Source organism: Corynebacterium minutissimum, from assembly GCF_000805675.1.
GTDB lineage: Bacteria > Actinomycetota > Actinomycetes > Mycobacteriales > Mycobacteriaceae > Corynebacterium > Corynebacterium minutissimum.
Genome location: NZ_JSEF01000002.1, coordinates 52,810 through 70,348, shown reverse-complemented (window position 1 = coordinate 70,348; position 17,539 = coordinate 52,810). Strand labels below are relative to the sequence as shown.

General features: G+C 63.7%; 10 protein-coding genes. 4 read left to right on the top strand and 6 right to left on the bottom strand.

Annotation, left to right across the window (positions count from 1 at the left end):
- The first annotated feature begins 4 nt into the window (after positions 1-4).
- The 3 genes from NX84_RS00355 (at position 5) to NX84_RS00345 (ending at position 8,605) form a co-directional block, all read left to right on the top strand.
- On the top strand, positions 5-1,864 hold the full coding sequence (locus tag NX84_RS00355; protein WP_039672577.1) for a FadD32-like long-chain-fatty-acid--AMP ligase: 1,860 nt from the start codon (positions 5-7) through the stop codon (positions 1,862-1,864).
- Positions 1,865-2,237: 373 nt separating this feature from the next.
- Complete coding sequence (locus NX84_RS00350) at positions 2,238-7,061, top strand: type I polyketide synthase (RefSeq protein ID WP_039672575.1); 4,824 nt, start codon at positions 2,238-2,240, stop codon at positions 7,059-7,061.
- Entirely contained in the window at positions 7,058-8,605 is a 1,548-nt protein-coding gene (locus tag NX84_RS00345) for an acyl-CoA carboxylase subunit beta (RefSeq protein ID WP_039672570.1), read from the top strand. The genes NX84_RS00350 and NX84_RS00345 overlap by 4 nt, the downstream gene beginning before the upstream one ends.
- 366 nt (positions 8,606-8,971) lie before the next feature.
- Here NX84_RS00345 and NX84_RS00340 read toward each other — a convergent pair whose 3' ends face one another.
- The 6 genes from NX84_RS00340 to trmB form a co-directional block, all read right to left on the bottom strand.
- Entirely contained in the window at positions 8,972-9,985 is a 1,014-nt protein-coding gene (locus tag NX84_RS00340) for an HNH endonuclease signature motif containing protein (RefSeq protein WP_039672568.1), read from the bottom strand.
- 180 nt (positions 9,986-10,165) lie between these two features.
- Positions 10,166-10,513 (bottom strand): DUF3054 domain-containing protein, encoded by a 348-nt coding sequence (locus NX84_RS00335; RefSeq protein ID WP_039672566.1) that lies wholly within the window; start codon positions 10,511-10,513, stop codon positions 10,166-10,168.
- The gene (locus NX84_RS00330; RefSeq protein ID WP_039672565.1) at positions 10,514-11,524 is read right to left on the bottom strand and encodes a lysylphosphatidylglycerol synthase transmembrane domain-containing protein; all 1,011 of its coding nucleotides are present in this window, start codon (positions 11,522-11,524) and stop codon (positions 10,514-10,516) included.
- Positions 11,521-13,827, bottom strand: a complete 2,307-nt coding sequence (locus NX84_RS00325; RefSeq protein WP_039672564.1) for an MMPL family transporter — start codon at positions 13,825-13,827, stop codon at positions 11,521-11,523. The genes NX84_RS00330 and NX84_RS00325 overlap by 4 nt, the downstream gene beginning before the upstream one ends.
- A gap of 9 nt (positions 13,828-13,836) precedes the next feature.
- A complete protein-coding gene (locus NX84_RS00320; RefSeq protein ID WP_039672563.1) occupies positions 13,837-14,445 on the bottom strand; it encodes an NYN domain-containing protein in 609 nt (202 codons plus the stop codon).
- Positions 14,445-15,218 (bottom strand): tRNA (guanosine(46)-N7)-methyltransferase TrmB, encoded by a 774-nt coding sequence (gene trmB, locus NX84_RS00315; RefSeq protein WP_039672561.1) that lies wholly within the window; start codon positions 15,216-15,218, stop codon positions 14,445-14,447. The genes NX84_RS00320 and trmB overlap by 1 nt, the downstream gene beginning before the upstream one ends.
- 354 nt (positions 15,219-15,572) lie before the next feature.
- On the opposite strand from trmB, the gene NX84_RS00310 reads away from it, so the two are divergent.
- The gene (locus NX84_RS00310; RefSeq protein WP_039672679.1) at positions 15,573-17,393 is read left to right on the top strand and encodes a phosphoenolpyruvate carboxykinase (GTP); all 1,821 of its coding nucleotides are present in this window, start codon (positions 15,573-15,575) and stop codon (positions 17,391-17,393) included.
- The last annotated feature ends 146 nt before the right edge of the window (positions 17,394-17,539 follow it).

Genomic DNA, 17,539 nt, shown 5'->3' with positions numbered 1-17,539 from the left:
CCACATGGACCTGAAAGCATTGATCGGCCAGTTCTTCGACGAGAAGGGCGCCATCTCCCTGCCGCCACATCTCACCTTGGCAGGCTTGGCGGAACACGTCTACGCCGCCGAACAGCAGGCAGGAATCCCGGACCGCCCGGTCATGCGCCAGTGGGTCTTCACTGATAACCCGGAAGGCACCCCGCGTGACTTCACACGCTCCCAGGTCAATACCCGTATCAAGGTAGTGGCCGCGCGTTTGCAGCAGGTAGGCAAGATGGGTGACCGCGTGGCCATCCTGGCCGGCAATTCCCCGGAGTACATCTTCGGCTTCCTTGGTGCCTTGTATGCAGGCATGACTCCGATTCCGCTTTATGACCCGAACGAGCCGGGCCACACTGACCACCTGCGTGCGGTGTTCGGGGATGCCAACCCGCCGATTGTTCTCACCAACAACGTTTCGGCGGCCGCCAACCGTGCGTACTTCTCCGACCGCCCCGCCGCCGAGCGTCCGCGCATCATCTCTATTGATTCTCTGCCGGATTCCCTCGCTGCTAGCTGGGTGAACCCGTTGGAGACTGAAGAGGGCAAGGCTGCCCTCGCTGCTCTGCAGACCGCACCGGTGGACCACCCGGCCTTCCTGCAGTACACTTCCGGTTCCACGCGCACCCCGGCGGGCGTGCTGCTGACTAACCGCAACATCATGACCAATGTGCTGCAGATCTTCACCGCCGTGCAGATTAAGCTGCCCGCGCGCGTCGTATCGTGGCTGCCGATGCACCACGATATGGGCATCATTCTTGCCGTCTTCGTTACCATTCTGGGGCTTAACCTGGAGATTATGACCCCGCGCGACTTCGTCCAACAGCCCAAGCGTTGGGTAGAACAGCTCAAGCGCCAGCCTGTCGACGCCCACCTGCAGGGCACCTACGCCGTAGTTCCGAACTTCGCCCTCGAGCTGGCAGCGCGGTATGGAGCACCGGCAGCGGGGGAGGAGCTGGACTTCAGCAACGTCGATGGCATCGTGATTGGTTCGGAGCCGGTGACGGAGAGCGCAGTGAACTCCTTCTGGGAGACCTTTGGCAAGGAAGAGTACGGTCTGCGCCGCGAGACCCTGCGCCCGTCGTATGGCATGGCGGAGGCATCCCTCATCGTCACCACGCCGCAGACCCCAGAGCGCCCCATCATTTCGCACTTCGACCGCGAGCGCTTGGCGCAGGGCGAGGCGGTCATCGTGGAGAAGTCTGCGGACTCCGTGGCCTACGCCTCCTGTGGTCAGAGCGTTATTGCCCAGGAACTCACCATCGTGGACCCAGAGACCCGAGCCGAGCTTGCCGACGGTCTCGTGGGCGAAATCTGGCTCCACGGCGAAAACCGCGCGGCCGGCTACTTGGGCCGTGAAGAGGAAACCGCATCCACCTTCCACAACACGCTGGGAGAGCGCCTGGCTGAAGGGTCCCGCGTACCGAATGCTCCGGAGGATAACAACTGGCTTGCTACCGGTGACTTGGCGGCGATTGTGGATAACCAGGTCTACATCACGGGCCGTCTCAAGGACCTCATCGTGGTGGCTGGTCGCAACCACTACCCGCAGGATATCGAAGGTACCGTGCAGGAGGCCTCGTCCCACGTGCGTGCTGATTCCATCGCGGCCTTCTCCGTCGAGGGCGGCAGCACCGAAGAACTTGTCCTGCTGATCGAACGTGCTGATGGCGCTAGCCCCGCCGAGGACGACGCCGCCTCCGAGGCCATTCGCTCCGCCGTCTCCTCGCACCACGGCGTGACACCGGCGGCCATTCAGTGGTTCAACGCCAACGAGATTAAGCGCACCTCCTCGGGCAAGATTGCCCGCCGTGTGGCGAAGAAGGAGTACCTCGCTTCCTAGTCTGCGCCCTGCGCCGCCCACCCAGCTCACCATGGTTGGGTGGGTTTGTCGTGCATGAGGTTAGCTAACGCCTACCGAGCTCACCGAGGCACGTGAGAGCAACCCCCTACTCTCTCTCGCGCGCGCCCCTACAACACTCGCCCGCGCAGCCCAAGCCGCCTACCCTCTCGCGCGCGTGCGCGCGTAAGTGTGTGGATCATCGGCGAGTTTTCGCTGGTGGGGGAGTCAATGGGTATGTCGGTTATGAAACCCAAGTTAACGAAGTGAGATAATCGTCCGATAACTCGAATAGGAGCGTCGTCGAGCGCGCCTTCGTGCTGCGCAAAATCGACCGCCTTTATGACCATAGTCCGCGTTAGAAAGCTAGAGATTTATGACCGTTGAAGAGCTTCGTGGCTGGCTGCGCACCTGGGTTGCGCAGACCACCGGCCTCTCCGCAGAGGAAATCACGGACACCAAACCGCTGGAGAACTTCGGACTCTCCTCGCGCGACGCCGTGGTTCTTTCCGGTGAATTAGAAAACCTCCTCGGCATTAAGCTCGAGCCCACCGTGGCCTATGAGTACCCCACGATTGCACAGCTGGCGGAACGTCTGGTCAACGGGGCCACCCACAGCCTGCCAGGGGAAGCAGTGTCGGCACCTCGCCCTGCCGCTCTCGCGGGCGGCGACATCGCCGTCATCGGCTACGCCGGCCGCTTCCCGGGCGCGAAGAACGTCGCTGAATTCTGGAAAATGCTTGTGGAGGGTCGGCCGGGTACCGGCCCGCTGCCCGTGGGCCGCTGGTCGGAGTATTCCTCCGACCCGATTACCAGCGAAAAGATAGAGCAGCAGAACACCGACGGCGGCTACATCGATGACATCGCCAGCTTCGATGCCGAATTCTTTGGTCTCTCTCCGCTTGAGGCCGCCAACATGGACCCGCAGCAGCGCATCCTCCTCGAAGTGGCGTGGGAGGCCCTCGAAGACGCTGGTGTACCCGCCAACCAGCTGCGCGGCACCGCTACTGGCGTGTACATGGGCTCTACGAACAACGACTACGGCATGCTCATCACCGCCGACCCAGCAGAGATGCACCCCTACGCGATGACGGGCACCTCCTCGGCGATTATCGCCAACCGCCTGTCCTACGCATTCGATCTGCGCGGCCCGTCCCTCAACGTGGATACTGCCTGCTCCGCCTCTCTCGTGGCCGTCAACCAGGCAGTCAAGGATCTGCGCGTCGGCGCGGCCGATGTGGCCTTGGCCGGCGGCGTGAACATCTTGGCCTCGCCGCATGCTTCCATCGGCTTTAGCGAGCTCGGCGTCACCTCGCCCACCAGTGCCATCCATGCGTTCTCCGATGACGCCGACGGCATCGTCCGCGCGGACGCCGCCGGTGTCCTCGTTCTCAAGCGCCTGGAGGACGCCGAACGCGACGGTGACACCATCGCTGCCGTCATCAAGGGCTCCGCCGTTAACTCCGACGGCCACTCCAACGGCCTGACCGCTCCGAACCCGGACGCGCAGGTCGACGTCCTCGAGCGCGCCTACGCCGACGCCGGTATCCGCCCACAGGACGTGGACTACGTCGAGGCCCACGGCACCGGCACCATCCTCGGTGATCCCATCGAGGCCACCGCTCTCGGCCGTGTGCTCGGCCCAGGCCGCCATGCCGCCACCCCGACCCTTCTGGGCTCCGCCAAGACCAATATCGGCCACTCTGAATCCGCTGCGGGCGTGGTTGGCCTCATTAAGGTCATCGAAGGTATGCGCCATGGCGTCATCCCGCCGAACATCAATTACGCCGGCCCCAACCGCTACATCGATTTCGACGCCGAGCACCTGGAAGTCGTCGAGGACCCACGCGAATGGCCCGAATACTCCGGCCAGAAGATTGCGGGTGTCTCCGGCTTCGGCTTCGGCGGCACTAACGCCCACGTTGTCCTTACTGATTACCGCGGGCTGACCCACCAGGCTGCCCCGCAGGTCGCCGTTGGCGAAGGCCAGCCGGTAGCCCTGCCGGTCTCCGGCCTGCTGCCTTCACGCCGCGCCACGGCTGCGGCCGACCTTGCGGAGTACATCGAGGCCGAGAATCCGAACCTGCTCTCCCTGGCCCGTACCCTCGCCCGCCGCAATCATGGGCGCTCGCGGGCGGTAGTGATGGCGTCGTCAAGCGAAGAGGCCATCAAGCGTCTCCGCCAGGTGTCTGAAGGAACCGTCTCCGTGGGCATCGCCGCGGCGGATTCCCCGTCGGTGCATGGCCCGGTCTTCATGTACTCCGGCTTCGGCTCCCAGCACCGCAAGATGGCCAAGGACATGATTGAGATGTCGCTGCTGTTTAAAGAACGTCTGGTGGAACTCGACGCCCTTGTGCAGCGCGAATCCGGCTGGTCCATTCTGGAGCTCGTCCACGATGACTCCCAGACCTACAACACCGAAACCGCGCAGGTAGCCATCACAGGCATCCAGATTGCGCTGACGGACCTGCTCGCCACCTTCGGCGTGCGCCCGGCCGGCGTTATCGGCATGTCCATGGGTGAAATCGGCGCGGCTTACGCGTCCGGCGGCATTTCGGCAGAGGACGCCATGCTCATCGCCTGCCACCGCGCGCGCCTCATGGGTGAGGGTGAGGCCTCGCTTCCCGACGATCAACAAGGCGCCATGGCCGTCGTCGAACTCTCCGCCGAGGAAATTGACGCCTTGCCGGGCAACATTGAGCCCGCCGTCTACACCGGCCCCGGCATGACCACCGTGGGCGGCCCGCGCGAGGAGGTCCTCGCGCTGGTGGAGAAGCTCGACGGCGAGGGCAAGTTCGCCCGCGCGCTCAACGTCAAGGCTGCCGGCCACACCTCTGCCGTGGACCCGCTGCTGGGAGAGCTCTATGCGGAAATCGCCGGCATTGAGGCCCGCCCGCTGCACACCACGCTGTTTTCCTCCGTGGACCGCGGCAAGGCCTACCGTCCGGGCACCGTGCTTCACGACGAAGACTACTGGATCCGCATGACCCGCCACTCCGTCTACCTGCAGGATGCGACCGAGTCGGCCTTCGACGCGGGCCATACCCAAATCGTGGAGATTTCCCCGAACCCGATTGCGCTGATGGGCCTCATGTCCACCGCTTTCGCCGCGGGCAAGGCGGACGCGCAGCTGCTGTACAGCCTGAAGCGCAAGGTGGACCCCACCGAGTCCCTGCTGGATTTGCTGGCCAAGCTCTACGCCGCGGGTGTTCCGGTGGACTACACAAAGGTCTTTGGCTCCGGCGCGCTTGTTGCTGCCCCCTCGACCCACTTCCGTCGCCAGCGTTTCTGGACCAACGCCCGCCCTTCCGCTGGTATCTCCGGTCTGCCGGGAGCGCGCGTCACCCTGCCGGAGGGCGCCGTGGCCTTCTCCACAAACGCGGACCAGGCGCCGAGTGCCCTGGCCATCCTGGAGGCTGCTGCCGAGGCCGTATCCCCGGGCGCGCAGATTGCTGCCAGCGAGGAACATGCGGACCTGCCAGCGAAGGGCGAGGTCACCACCATCGTGCGGCGCACTCTCGGCGGCCTGTCCGTGGCGGTGCACTACGTGGATGGCGCTACGACCAAGCTCATCGCGGAAGGTTTCGCCTCTACCCTGAACCTCGCGGCCCCCGCCGCCACCCCGGAGCCGAGCCTGCCGCAGGCCGTGACCGCGCCGCAGTTCGCCGACCCCGAGGTGGGCGTTGATGCGGTGCGCTGGGACCCGGAGAAGGAGAGCGTGGAGGAGCGCCTAGCGCTCATCGTCTCTGAGTCCATGGGCTACGACGTCTCTGACCTCCCGCGCGAGCTGCCGCTCATTGACCTGGGCCTCGATTCGCTCATGGGCATGCGCATCAAGAACCGCGTGGAGAACGACTTCCAGATTCCGCCGCTGCAGGTGCAGGCGCTTCGCGACGCCTCCCTCGCCGACGTCATCACCATGGTCGAGGAGGCCGTCGCCGAGCAAACCGACCCCGCCGCGCCGGCCACCGGCGCCGCCCACACCGCAGACGCTCACACCGCACCCTTCGCGCTCACCGAGAGTGACGACACCACCCCAGACGCCTCCACGGTGAGCGCTAAGGGCGGCGCGGATGAGCTGCGCGGCGATAATAGCGGCGAGGAGCACGAAGGCGTGGGCGTCGCCCCGCGTGATGCTTCCGAGCGCATGGTCTTCGGCACCTGGGCCACCTTCACGGGCAAGGCCGCAGCCGGCGTGACTTCCGCGCTGCCGCAGGTCAGCGATGAAGTGGCGGAAAAGATTGCCGAGCGCCTCACCGAGCGCGCCGGCATCGAGGTCACCGCCCAACAGGTCCAGGAAGCCGAAGCACTGGAGAACCTAGCGGACCTCGTCCGCGAGGGCCTCGAGACCGAGGTCGAAGGCAATATCCGTGTGCTGCGCGAGGCCGACGGCCCCGCCGTCTTCATGTTCCACCCGGCCGGCGGCACCACCGTGGTCTACCAGCCGCTGACCCGCCGCCTGCCTGCCGACGTCGCCGTCTACGGCGTAGAGCGCCTCGAGGGCAGCCTGGAGGATCGCGCCGCCGCCTATATCGAGGACATCCTGCATTACGCGCGCGGCCGCAAGGTTGTGCTCGGCGGCTGGTCCTTCGGCGGCGCGCTGGCCTACGAGGTGGCCTACCAGTTGCAAGAGCGTGCAGCCCGTGGTGAGGATACTGCCGAGGTTGCCTTCATCGCTTTGCTGGATACCACCCAGCCGGCGCATCCGGCCCCGAAAACGCTGGAGGAAACCAAGGCTCGGTGGGGCCGCTACGCCGCCTTTGCCAAGAAGACCTACGGTCTCGACTTCGAGCCGCCCTACGAAATGCTGGAAACTGTCGGCGAAGATGCGCTCATGGCCATGCTCGCGGAATTCCTCAGCTCCACCGACGCCTCCGAACACGGCCTGTCCGCCGGTGTACTCGAGCACCAGCGTGCGTCCTTCGTGGACAACCAGATTTTGGGCTCGCTGGATATGGGAAGGTGGGCGTCGGTAAGCGTGCCGGTCATCCTCTTCCGCTCCGAGCGCATGCATGACGGCGCCATTGAGCTCGAGCCGGCGTATGCGGAGATTAACCCGGACGGCGGTTGGGGCGTTATCGTGAAGGATCTGGAGATTGTGCAGCTGCCGGGCGACCACCTGGCGGTTCCCGACGAGCCGGCTATCGGTATCGTGGGCAAGCACATGGAGGATTGGATCGAGGAGAAGATTCGGAAGTGACTAGCACCGCTGACAAGCTAGCGGACCTGCGCGAGCGCCTCGAGCGTGCCCAGGACCCCGGCAGCGAGCGCTCCCGGGCGCGCCGCGACGAGGCCGGGCGTTCGACGCCGCGCCAACGTATCGCCGCGCTTCTCGACGAAGGCTCCTTCGTCGAAACTGGCGCCCTGGGCAAAACTCCTGGTGACCCGGACGCGATTTACTCCGACGGCGTGGTGACCGGCCACGGCCGCATCAACGGTCGCCCGGTGTGCATTTACGCACACGATAAGACGGTCTATGGCGGTTCCGTGGGCGTGACCTTTGGTAAGAAGGTTACCGACATCATGGATTTGGCCATCAAGATCGGCTGCCCGGTCATCGGTATCCAGGATTCCGGCGGCGCGCGCATCCAGGATGCGGTGACGTCTTTGGCCATGTACTCGGAGATTGCCCGCCGCCAGCTGCCGCTTAGTGGCCGCAGCCCGCAGATTTCCATCATGATGGGCAAGTCCGCCGGTGGCGCGGTGTATGCGCCGGTGACCACGGACTTCATCATCGCCGTCGACGGTGAGGCGGAGATGTACGTGACGGGCCCGAACGTGATCAAGGAGGTCACGGGCGAGGAGATTTCTTCCCACGACCTGGGCTCCGCGCGCCAGCAGGAGCTTAACGGCAACGTGTCCGTCGTGGTGCCCTCGGAGGATGATGCTTTCGACCTCGTGCGCGATTTGCTGGATCATTTGCCGCTGACCTGCTTCGATGAGGCGCCGGTCTTCGATGCGCCTACTGATGAGGAGGTAGCCCAGGACACCGAGCTGGATTCCTTCATGCCGGATGACACGAATGCCGGCTACGACATGATGGACCTTCTGACGCAGCTTGGCGACGACGACGAGCTCATCGAAATCCAGGAGAACTACGCCCCCAACGTCATCACCGCCTTTGGCCGCATTGATGGCAAGGCCGTGGGCTTTGTGGCGAATAACCCGATGCATTCGGCGGGTTGTATCGATGCGGATGCCGCCGATAAAGGCGGGCGTTTTATCCGCATTTGCGATGCCTACAACATCCCGCTGGTCTTCGTGGTGGATACGCCGGGCTACCTGCCGGGCGTGGACCAGGAGAAGGCAGGCTTGATTCACCGCGGCGCAAAGTTCGCGTTTGCGGTGGTGGAGGCCACCGTGCCGAAGGTCTCGCTCATCGTGCGCAAGGCTTATGGCGGCGCGTATGCCGTGATGGGCTCGAAGAACCTGACGGGAGATATCAACTTGGCGTGGCCGACGGCCCAGATCGCCGTGATGGGCTCGGCCGCCGCCGTGGTCATGATTGCGGGCAAGCAGCTCGAAGCCGCCGAGACCCCAGAGCAGCGCGCTATGACGAAGAAGATGTTCATGGACTTTTACGACGAGACCATGACCGCGCCCTATGTCGCCGCGGAGCGAGGCTACCTCGATGGCATGATTAAGCCCTCTGAGTCGCGTCTAGCCCTGCGCCGCGCGCTGCGCCAGCTCGCCGATAAGCAGGAGAAGGACCTGCCCAAGAAGCACACCATCTCCCCGCTCTAGCGCATCGCCAGCGCCGGCGGGATGGTTGCCCTGCCGAATTCTTAACTGGGGCGGTCAACCTTCTGGCTTGCCGCGGTGCTGGGTGGTGGGCTGGGGCCGGTTAGGGTCATTCCCCAAAAATTGCCGGATTTTTCGCGCAAGGCGTAACGTCAAGGGCATCCTCGCACGATAGACATTAAGTCTAGGTAATCGAATAAAGGAGAACTCTCATGCTGTCTAGCGTTATTGACCTCGGTGGCGACATCATCAACCTCGTCATCATGCTGCTCAACCGCGCCGGTGTTACCGTCTCCGGTTCTTCCCTGAGCTCGAAGTAAGCCAGCGCCTGTAGCCCCTCCTGGTGGAGGGGCTTTTTCGATCGGTGCTTTAGGGCCAGGCAGGACTGGGGCTAGGAACTGGAGGACCGCCACCGGGCGGCAACCAATGGACTCTGCCGTTGATGCGGTCGACCCGACCCCGGCCGGTGGGGCGAGTGGGATCGTCGTCATTAATGGCGTTGTGATACTGGCATAAAGGCACCAGATTGGCGATGTTGGTAGGCCCGCCATCCTGCCAGCGTTGTATGTGGTGCATCTGGCATTCCGTGACGGGTTTATTACAACCAAACCACGCGCACGTCGGATGCTCCGCGCCCAACATGAGCCGCATCTTGTCGTTAGCGAAGCGGCTCGTGTCGTAGAGATTCACCGGGCCCTGGGTGGGGTGGATGAGGGTAACGAAGCCGCGCTCGGCAAACTTCGTGCGTACGAACTCCGCGCCGGTCATCGTGCCGCCGTCGGTGGCCTGCAGGACGATGTCATCGCCTTCGCCGCGCGCAATTTTGTCCAGCTCGTCGAGGCGCACGATGACATGGGCATGCAGCGCCGGCGCGGGGGCGCCGCCGCCCTCAAAGACCTCGTGGGCGGCTTTGAGCAGGTCGTCGTGCGTCGCCCGAAGCGTGCCCACCATGTCGGCGATCGCTCGTGGACGGTCCGTAATCGTGATGCTGTGCAGACCGGTAGCGCTGCGGCGCACACGGACACCAGGGCTGGGCTTCGGGGTGAGCTCGGCAAGCCGGCGCTTCGCCACACCCGCAATCTTTCCCACTGGTGTTTCGCACAATTCCACCCGCAGGTCCCAGGCTTTGCGGGAATCTTTCACGCGCGCGACGTGGCGCTCGATGGTGAGCAGCGTATCGAGCGCATGGTTAGTCTCCCGCGCGCGGCGCTGCTTGGCGGTGTAAGCAGTCTGCCCAAAGTAGACGCGGTGGAGTCCCTCGAGCTGCCGCGCCACGCGCGGCGTCGCGCCGAGTGCGATCATCTCATCGAGCGTGTGGCCCGCGCACAAAGAAACGACGTGCATGCCGCGAGCGAGTACCCCGAGTAAGTCCCCCAACTTCATGGCTCACACACTAAACCCGCTCCACCTACCCCGCAACTGGAACGGCAAACTCCCAGCTCAAAGGGGGTGGCTATGGTTGGTTGTAAGCGTGGCAAGCCTGGCTGGCGGGTGCCTCCCTAACACGTGAGCGCGTCTTGTGAAGGGAAGAAAACAGGCTAGAGGAAATGGCGAAGCCGGATACTAAGCGCGGGAGCGGGAGGTAAAAGCAGCGATGGCGCGCCAGCCAAAGAGCAACAGGGCGGACATGACCGTGGCCACGATGAGGAAGGACCAGTGCGGCAGGCGCCCGTTGACCAGCATCCACAGGGCCATGCCGCCAACAATGGCGCTAACCCACACCACAGCGCCCTGCTTCCACAGGCCGCCTAACTTCGCGGTCATGATGATGACCCAACCCACGAGCGCGCCCACCGTCCACGGCCAGAAGGCATCAAGCCAGGAGCTGAAGCTCAAACCGCCATGCGCTAGGCGGGCGAGGATGGCGAAGAGGGCGAGAGCGAGGACGTCGATAAGCGGGGCAACACGCATTTAGGATTCCTTCCGATTCAACGCCGCGTAAGAGAAGCCATCGCGGGCGTAGTGGGCGAAGTAGATGACCCATCCAATGATAGTGATGAGCGCAAAGGAAATAAGCCGGTAGATGATGGCCGCGGAGGTGGCGTGCACCACGGTCAGGCCCGTGGCCACCAGCGGGGTGATGAGGGCGGCCTCCACCGTGCCCACACCGCCCGGGGTGACTTGCGCGGAACCGGCCAGCTTCGCGGCGAGGAAGGCTAAGGCTACGCCAGCAATGGTGGTGTCATCAGCACCCGCACGCAGCCAGGGGATTTCCCCGGTCACTGCCCACACGGATGCCCACAGTGCACCCATATCAGCCAGTCGGTGCACCAGCGACGCCCCCGCCACGATGGCGAAAGGTCCTCGTGAGAGGTGGACCTCGCCCAGATTGCGGACCTCCTCAATGGCCCGATCTCGCGCCGACCCGGGGCGCAGTTTGCGCAGCCAGCGCTCAAGGGTCACCGGGTGCGAGGTCAGCCAGAAGATGCCACCGAGGGCGGCGAGCATGAGACCGACCGTGGTGATGAGCGAACCCAGGGCCATGTCGGCGTTGAGGAAAAACACCCCGCCCAGGCCAATGAGCGCGAGGAACATCGAGCTGATAATCGAAGACAAGAACAGGAAGTAGCTGCACAGCGCCACGGACGCGCCCCAGCGGCGCTGCACCTGGAAGGTCAGCACCGCAGAAAACGCCGGACCAGCGGGCAGGGTGGTGGACCACGCGTTGGAGGCGAGCGTGATGGCGTAGGTTTCGCGTAGCGGCACCTTGACGCCGCCGGCGCCGATGAGCCGCTTCATTACCTCCGCCATGCCCGCGATGGACAGCAGCGCGAAGAACACCACCAGCACCACCGGCAGCGGCTCGGCGTGGCGCAGGCGGCGCAGACCCTCGGAGATGAAGTCCAGCTGGTCGCGGAAGAACCACGCCAGCGCGGCCAGGATAATCAGGGAAATTATCCAGGTGAGCCACTTCTTATTCATCGATCATCCGTGGATTTCAGTCGGCGGACCAGCTCGGTGAAGGGGATGAGTTCTTCGTCCGTGTCGGCGCTGCGGTCACCACGTACAGGAGCATCGCTTGCCGACGCCTCCTCGACCTGTTCTGCCGGAGTCACGGGGGAGTGGGGCGCGTCGTCCTGTTCAGCCGACGCGGCAGCGGATGCGGTGGCCAGGGCCGGATTGGCAGCTGGAGCGTTGTCGCCGCCGAGGCGGTGGGTCAGGCGGGTGAGGAAGCGCGGGGCCCACCAGTTGTCTTCGCGCAGCAGGTGCATGACGGCGGGGACGAGGAGCATGCGGACGATGGTGGCGTCGATAAGCAATGCAAAAATCATGCCGAAGGCGATGTACTTCATCATGACGATGTCGGAGAAGCCAAAGGCCCCCGCCACCACAATCATGATGAGCGCGGCTGCCGTAATGATGCCGCCGGTGTGCGCGGTGCCAGCAGCGATGGCCTCGTCCGTGGAAGCGCCCCGGCGGCGGGCTTCTACCATGCGCGAGACCAGGAAGACCTCGTAGTCCGTGGAGAGACCAAAGACGATGGCGATGATGAGCACCAGGATCGGGCTCATGAGCGGTCCGGCGGTGTAGTTGAGCAGGCCGGAGCCGAGACCGTCGACGAACATGAGCGTCAAAATGCCCAGCGTGGCACCCAGGGAGAGCAGCGTCATGATGATGGCCTTGAGCGGCAGGATGAAGGAGCCGAAGACCAGCGCCATGAGGATGAAGGTGGCCAGCACCACGTAGAGGGCCATCCAGGGCAGGGTATCGAAGAGCGCATCGAGGGACTCGACCTCCATGGCCGGGGTGCCGCCGACATAAAGTTCCACGCCCTCCGGTGCCTCGATGTTCTCGAGTTCGTGGACGATGCGTGCGTAATCTTCGCGGTCCTGGATGCCGGCGCCGAGGACGGTGGTGCCGTCGACAGTCGCGGTCTTCGGTCCCATCGGCTCGGTGAGGCCCTGGATGGAGCGGGCTTGCATGACGACGTCGACAAGCTGCTCATTCGTCGCATTCTTCACCACGAGCTTGACCGGCTCGGTGCGGAAGGAGGGGAACTGCTCGTTGAACTGATCCTGCGCCACGCGCGCGTCCTGGTTGGGCGGCAGGTAGGTCTCGTTGATGCCGCCGAATTTCACGCCCAGCACCGGCAGTGTCAGCGCGATGAGTAGCGCGCAGATGGCGGTGGTCATGAGCCCCGCACGGCCCATGGCCCAGCGCGGCATCCGGTACCACCACGTGTCTTCGATGCGGCGCCCGCGGCGCGAGGTCTTGCGCACGGTCCACTTATCGATGTTGGGACCCAGCATGCCAAAGAGCGAGGGCAGCACCGTCACCGACAGCAGTGCCGCCAGCCCCACCGCGGAGATGGAGCCGTAGGCCACGGATTTGAGGAAGGCCTGCGGGAAGAGGAAAAGCCCGGAGAGGGACACGGCCACCATGGCGGCGGAGAAAACCACGGTTTGGCCGGCAGTAGCGGTGGTAATCGCCACCGCCTCTTTCGTATCGCGTCCCTTGTCCAGCTCCTCGCGGAAGCGCGAAACCATGAACAGGCCGTAGTCGATGGCGAGACCTAAGCCCAGCAGCGTGACCACGGCCTGCGCAAACACGTTGACCTGCTGGAAGCCAGCCAGGATGGAAAGAATGCCTAGCGAGCCCAGGATGGACAACCCGCCCACCACGAGCGGCATGAAGGCCGCCACGACGGAACCGAAGACGATGAGCAGCAGCAGGCCGACGAGCGGCAGGGCGGCCTTCTCCGCGCGGGAGATGTCCTTGGCCATGCCCTCGTCCAGCGCGTCGGCCACCGCGGTGGCACCCGCTACCTGCACGGGCAGCCCACTGGAGTGCAGGGAATCCTCGATGGCGCGGAAGTCCTTGAGCGTTTGCTCGCCGTCACCTTTCAACCCGATGGCAGCGAAAGCCGTGGAGTGGTCCTGTGTGATGAGGTTCGGGTTGCGTTTATCAAAGTAGCTGGTGACGGAATCAATCTGCTCCGGGTACTGGGTCTGGAGCTCGTCCAGGAAGGCCTTAGCCTCGGCGGCGTGGGCGTCGGGGTCATCGAACAGCAGGATGACGTCGCCGGAATTGTCACGGCCGAAGGTCTCCAACTCGATTTGTGCAGCGCTTGTCGACGCCGCCCCCGGGTCCTCCCAGCCCTCCTGACTCATGCGCTCCTCCAGGCGCGTGCCGAAGCCGAAGAAGAGGCCGAGGATGAGCCCGACGATGATAAGCGGGATGACCTTGCGATGCGCGTAGGAGAAACGTCCCCAGGAATAAAACACGGCGGGCTCCTAACTGTGCTCGGGCGAGCGATGAAGCAGCGCAGAGAGCGGGCGGAAAGGCTGCAGCCAGGCGCCGCCTGGAGGCAGGTTGTCCAAGTTAACGCGCGGCAACGGCTCACGGAAGACACCCTCGATGTCTTCGAGGTCGACGAACTCAATCTCCGGATGGGTCACGGCCCAGGAAGCATGCTCGTGGAAGCCGAGGACGCACGTGGGCAAGCCGGAGGCCGCAAGCTGTTCCAATAGATCCTGGAAGTTCTGGCCATCGGCCGAGGCTACGATGACCCCGGAGAGGTTCTCGCGGTTAGCCTTGATGTGCTCAATCATGTCAGGGTCGACATCATCGTCCTCGGAGAGCTTGGGCTTGGCAAAGACGGCAAAGCCAACATTGCGGATGGCTTCTACCCACGGGCGGATGACGTCGGCGCCGCCGGGGCTGACGTTGGTAAACACGGCGGCCTCGGGGGTCGCGTCGTTATCGTCGGCAAGCTCCACGAGCCAGCGCCCAATCGCATTAAAGCGCGGGCGGTAAGCCGCGGTGGGCCGCCCGCCCAAGATGGCACCGAGCCCCATATCCATGTTCGGCGCATCCCACACCAGGAGATAAGTTCCGGCCATTATTTCTTCTCCCACAGGTACTCGGTAATGACGTGTTCCTTATCGAGGCCTTTGCCCTCGAACTTGGTGATGACCTGGCGGTCAGTGAGGATGGGGCACTCCGGCCAGGGCCAGCCCTTGTAATCCAGGGAGGGCTCGACCTCTACGAGCTCGTTGATCCACTCGGCGTAGCCGGCGTGGTCGGTGGCCACGTGGAGCACGCCGCCGGGTTTCAGGCGGGAGGCGAACAAGTTGAGCGTGCCGGACTGGATAATGCGGCGCTTGTGGTGGCGGGCCTTGGGCCACGGGTCGGGGAAGAAGATGCGGATGCCATCCAAGGACTCGGGCGCGAACATGCGCATAAGAACCTCGATGCCATCGCCGCGCACCATGCGGATGTTCTCAATATCATTGCGCACGATGGAGCCCAGCAGCTTGGCCAGGCCCGGCTTATAGAGCTCCACGGCGATGATGTTGGTGTCCTTTTCCAGTGGCGCCATGGCAGCAGTAGAGGTACCGGTTCCGGAACCGATCTCCACGATGGTCTTCGCACCCTCGCGGCCGAACCAGGCGGGGATGTCGAGGGGGACGTCGGCAAGCATCTGCCCCAGCTTGGGCCAGTGTTCCTCAAACAGTGCGTTCTGGTTGTCAGTCAGGGTGCCGCGGCGGAAGGTGACGTTGCCGAGGCGTGGGTAGTCCAGATCGTTGTTGAACTCGGCGTTGAAGTCCGTCTGGAGACCGCGGCCATGGGGCATCTCGGCGGCGGGGTTCTGGGAAGAGTCTGCGCTATTCATCGGCTTATATCTTTCCCTTAAGCAGGGGTTTGAGGCAACGTGCCGCGCCGTGCAGGAGGTCCCGGTCATGCCCGATCGGGCGAGTCGGGGGTAAGGGTACGGCCGTACGGTACGTGCCGATAGGGGATTTTTTACCCCCGTGCAGGGGTGAGTTTCTCCCCGCCGTGCTGTATTTCACAGTCCCATACCCTTGGGATAGTCGGCGTGAGCTGGGTGGATATAACCAGGGTGGCCCTCATTACACATCTTGGTATCACCAGTGTCCGTACTCTGGAAGGCGAGACGTCGATGGCGGAGAAAATCCCCACCGACGCTGAGAAGTGCCCTGGCCCACCGAACACAGGAGAATATGAAATGACCGCAACTATTCCAGGCCTTGTAGGTGACTTGCCCACGAAGAATGAGAAGCTCATTTCGTGGATCAGTGAGAGCGTCGAGCTCTTCCAGCCGGAAGAGGTCGTGTTCGTTGACGGCTCCCAGGAGGAGGCCGATCGCCTCGCTGCCGAGCTCGTGGAGAAGGGTACCCTCATCAAGCTCAACGAGGAGAAGCGCCCGAACTCCTACCTGGCTCGCTCGAACCCGTCGGATGTCGCCCGCGTGGAGTCCCGTACCTTCATCTGCACCGAGACTGCCGAGGACGCAGGCCCGACCAATAACTGGGCCCCGCCGGCAGCCATGAAGGAAGAGATGACCGAGGCTTTCCGAGGTTCCATGAAGGGCCGCACCATGTATGTCGTGCCTTTCTGCATGGGCCCTATTAGTGACCCGGACCCGAAGCTGGGCGTTCAGCTTACGGACTCGCCCTACGTCGTCCTCTCTATGCGCATCATGACCCGCATGGGCCAGCAGGCGCTGGACAAGATCGGTGAGAACGGCAACTTCGTCCACGCCCTGCATTCCGTAGGTGCCCCGCTGGAGCCGGGCCAGGAGGACGTCGCTTGGCCGTGCAATGACACCAAGTACATCACCCAGTTCCCGGAGACCAAGGAAATCTGGTCCTACGGCTCCGGTTACGGCGGAAACGCCATCCTGGCGAAGAAGTGCTACGCGCTGCGCATCGCTTCTGTCATGGCGAAGGAAGAAGGCTGGATGGCTGAGCACATGCTCATCCTCAAGCTCACCAACCCGGAGGGCAAGAAGTACCACATCGCCGCGGCCTTCCCGTCTGCCTGTGGTAAGACCAACCTGGCCATGATTACCCCGACCATCCCGGGCTGGAAGGCTGAGGTTGTGGGCGATGACATCGCGTGGATGAAGCTGCGCGAGGACGGCCTGTACGCCGTGAACCCGGAGAACGGCTTCTTCGGTGTCGCGCCGGGTACCAACTACGAGTCCAACCCGATTGCCATGAAGTCCATGGAGCCGGGCAACACGCTGTTTACGAACGTCGCGCTTACCGACGACGGCGATGTCTGGTGGGAGGAAATGGGCGAGGCCCCAGAGCACCTCATTGACTGGCATGGCAACGATTGGACCCCGGATTCCACCACCAAGGCTGCGCACCCGAACTCCCGCTACTGCGTGCCGATTACGCAGTGCCCGTCCGCCGCGCCGGAATTTGACGACTGGAAGGGCGTCAAGATTGACGCCATCCTCTTTGGCGGCCGCCGCGCGGATACCGTTCCGCTGGTGACCCAGGCCTTCGACTGGAACCACGGCACCATGATTGGCGCTCTGCTCTCCTCCGGTCAGACCGCTGCCGCTGAGGGCAAGGTCGGTGCTCTGCGCCATGACCCGATGGCCATGCTGCCGTTCATGGGCTACAACGCTGGTGACTACCTGCAGCACTGGATTGACATGGGCGAAAAGGGTGGCGACCGTATGCCGGCCATCTTCCTGGTGAACTGGTTCCGCCGCGGCGAGGACCGCCGCTTCCTGTGGCCGGGCTTCGGTGAGAACTCCCGTGTTCTCAAGTGGATTGTGGACCGCATTGAGGGCAATGTCGACGCCGTCGAGACCGTCGTGGGCCACACCGCTCGCCCGGAGGATATCGACCTCACCGGTCTAGACTTCGACATCGAAGACGTCCGCGAGGCCCTTGCCGTCAACCCGGAGGACTGGGCTGGCGACATGGAAGACAACAAGGAGTACCTGCACTTCCTGGGCTCCCGCGTGCCGTCTGAGGTGTGGGATCAGTTCAAGGCGCTCAAGGAGCGCGTTGAAGCTGCCTCCTAACGCGACTTACTAGTTAACCCCCAGTGACACACTTTGTGTTGCTGGGGTTTAACTTTGTCTGGCTCAAGGTGCGGGGCGCTCTCACAGCGAAAAATAATGAAACTTGCACTCAATAAGACTGAGGGGTGCAACAAGCTATGCCATAG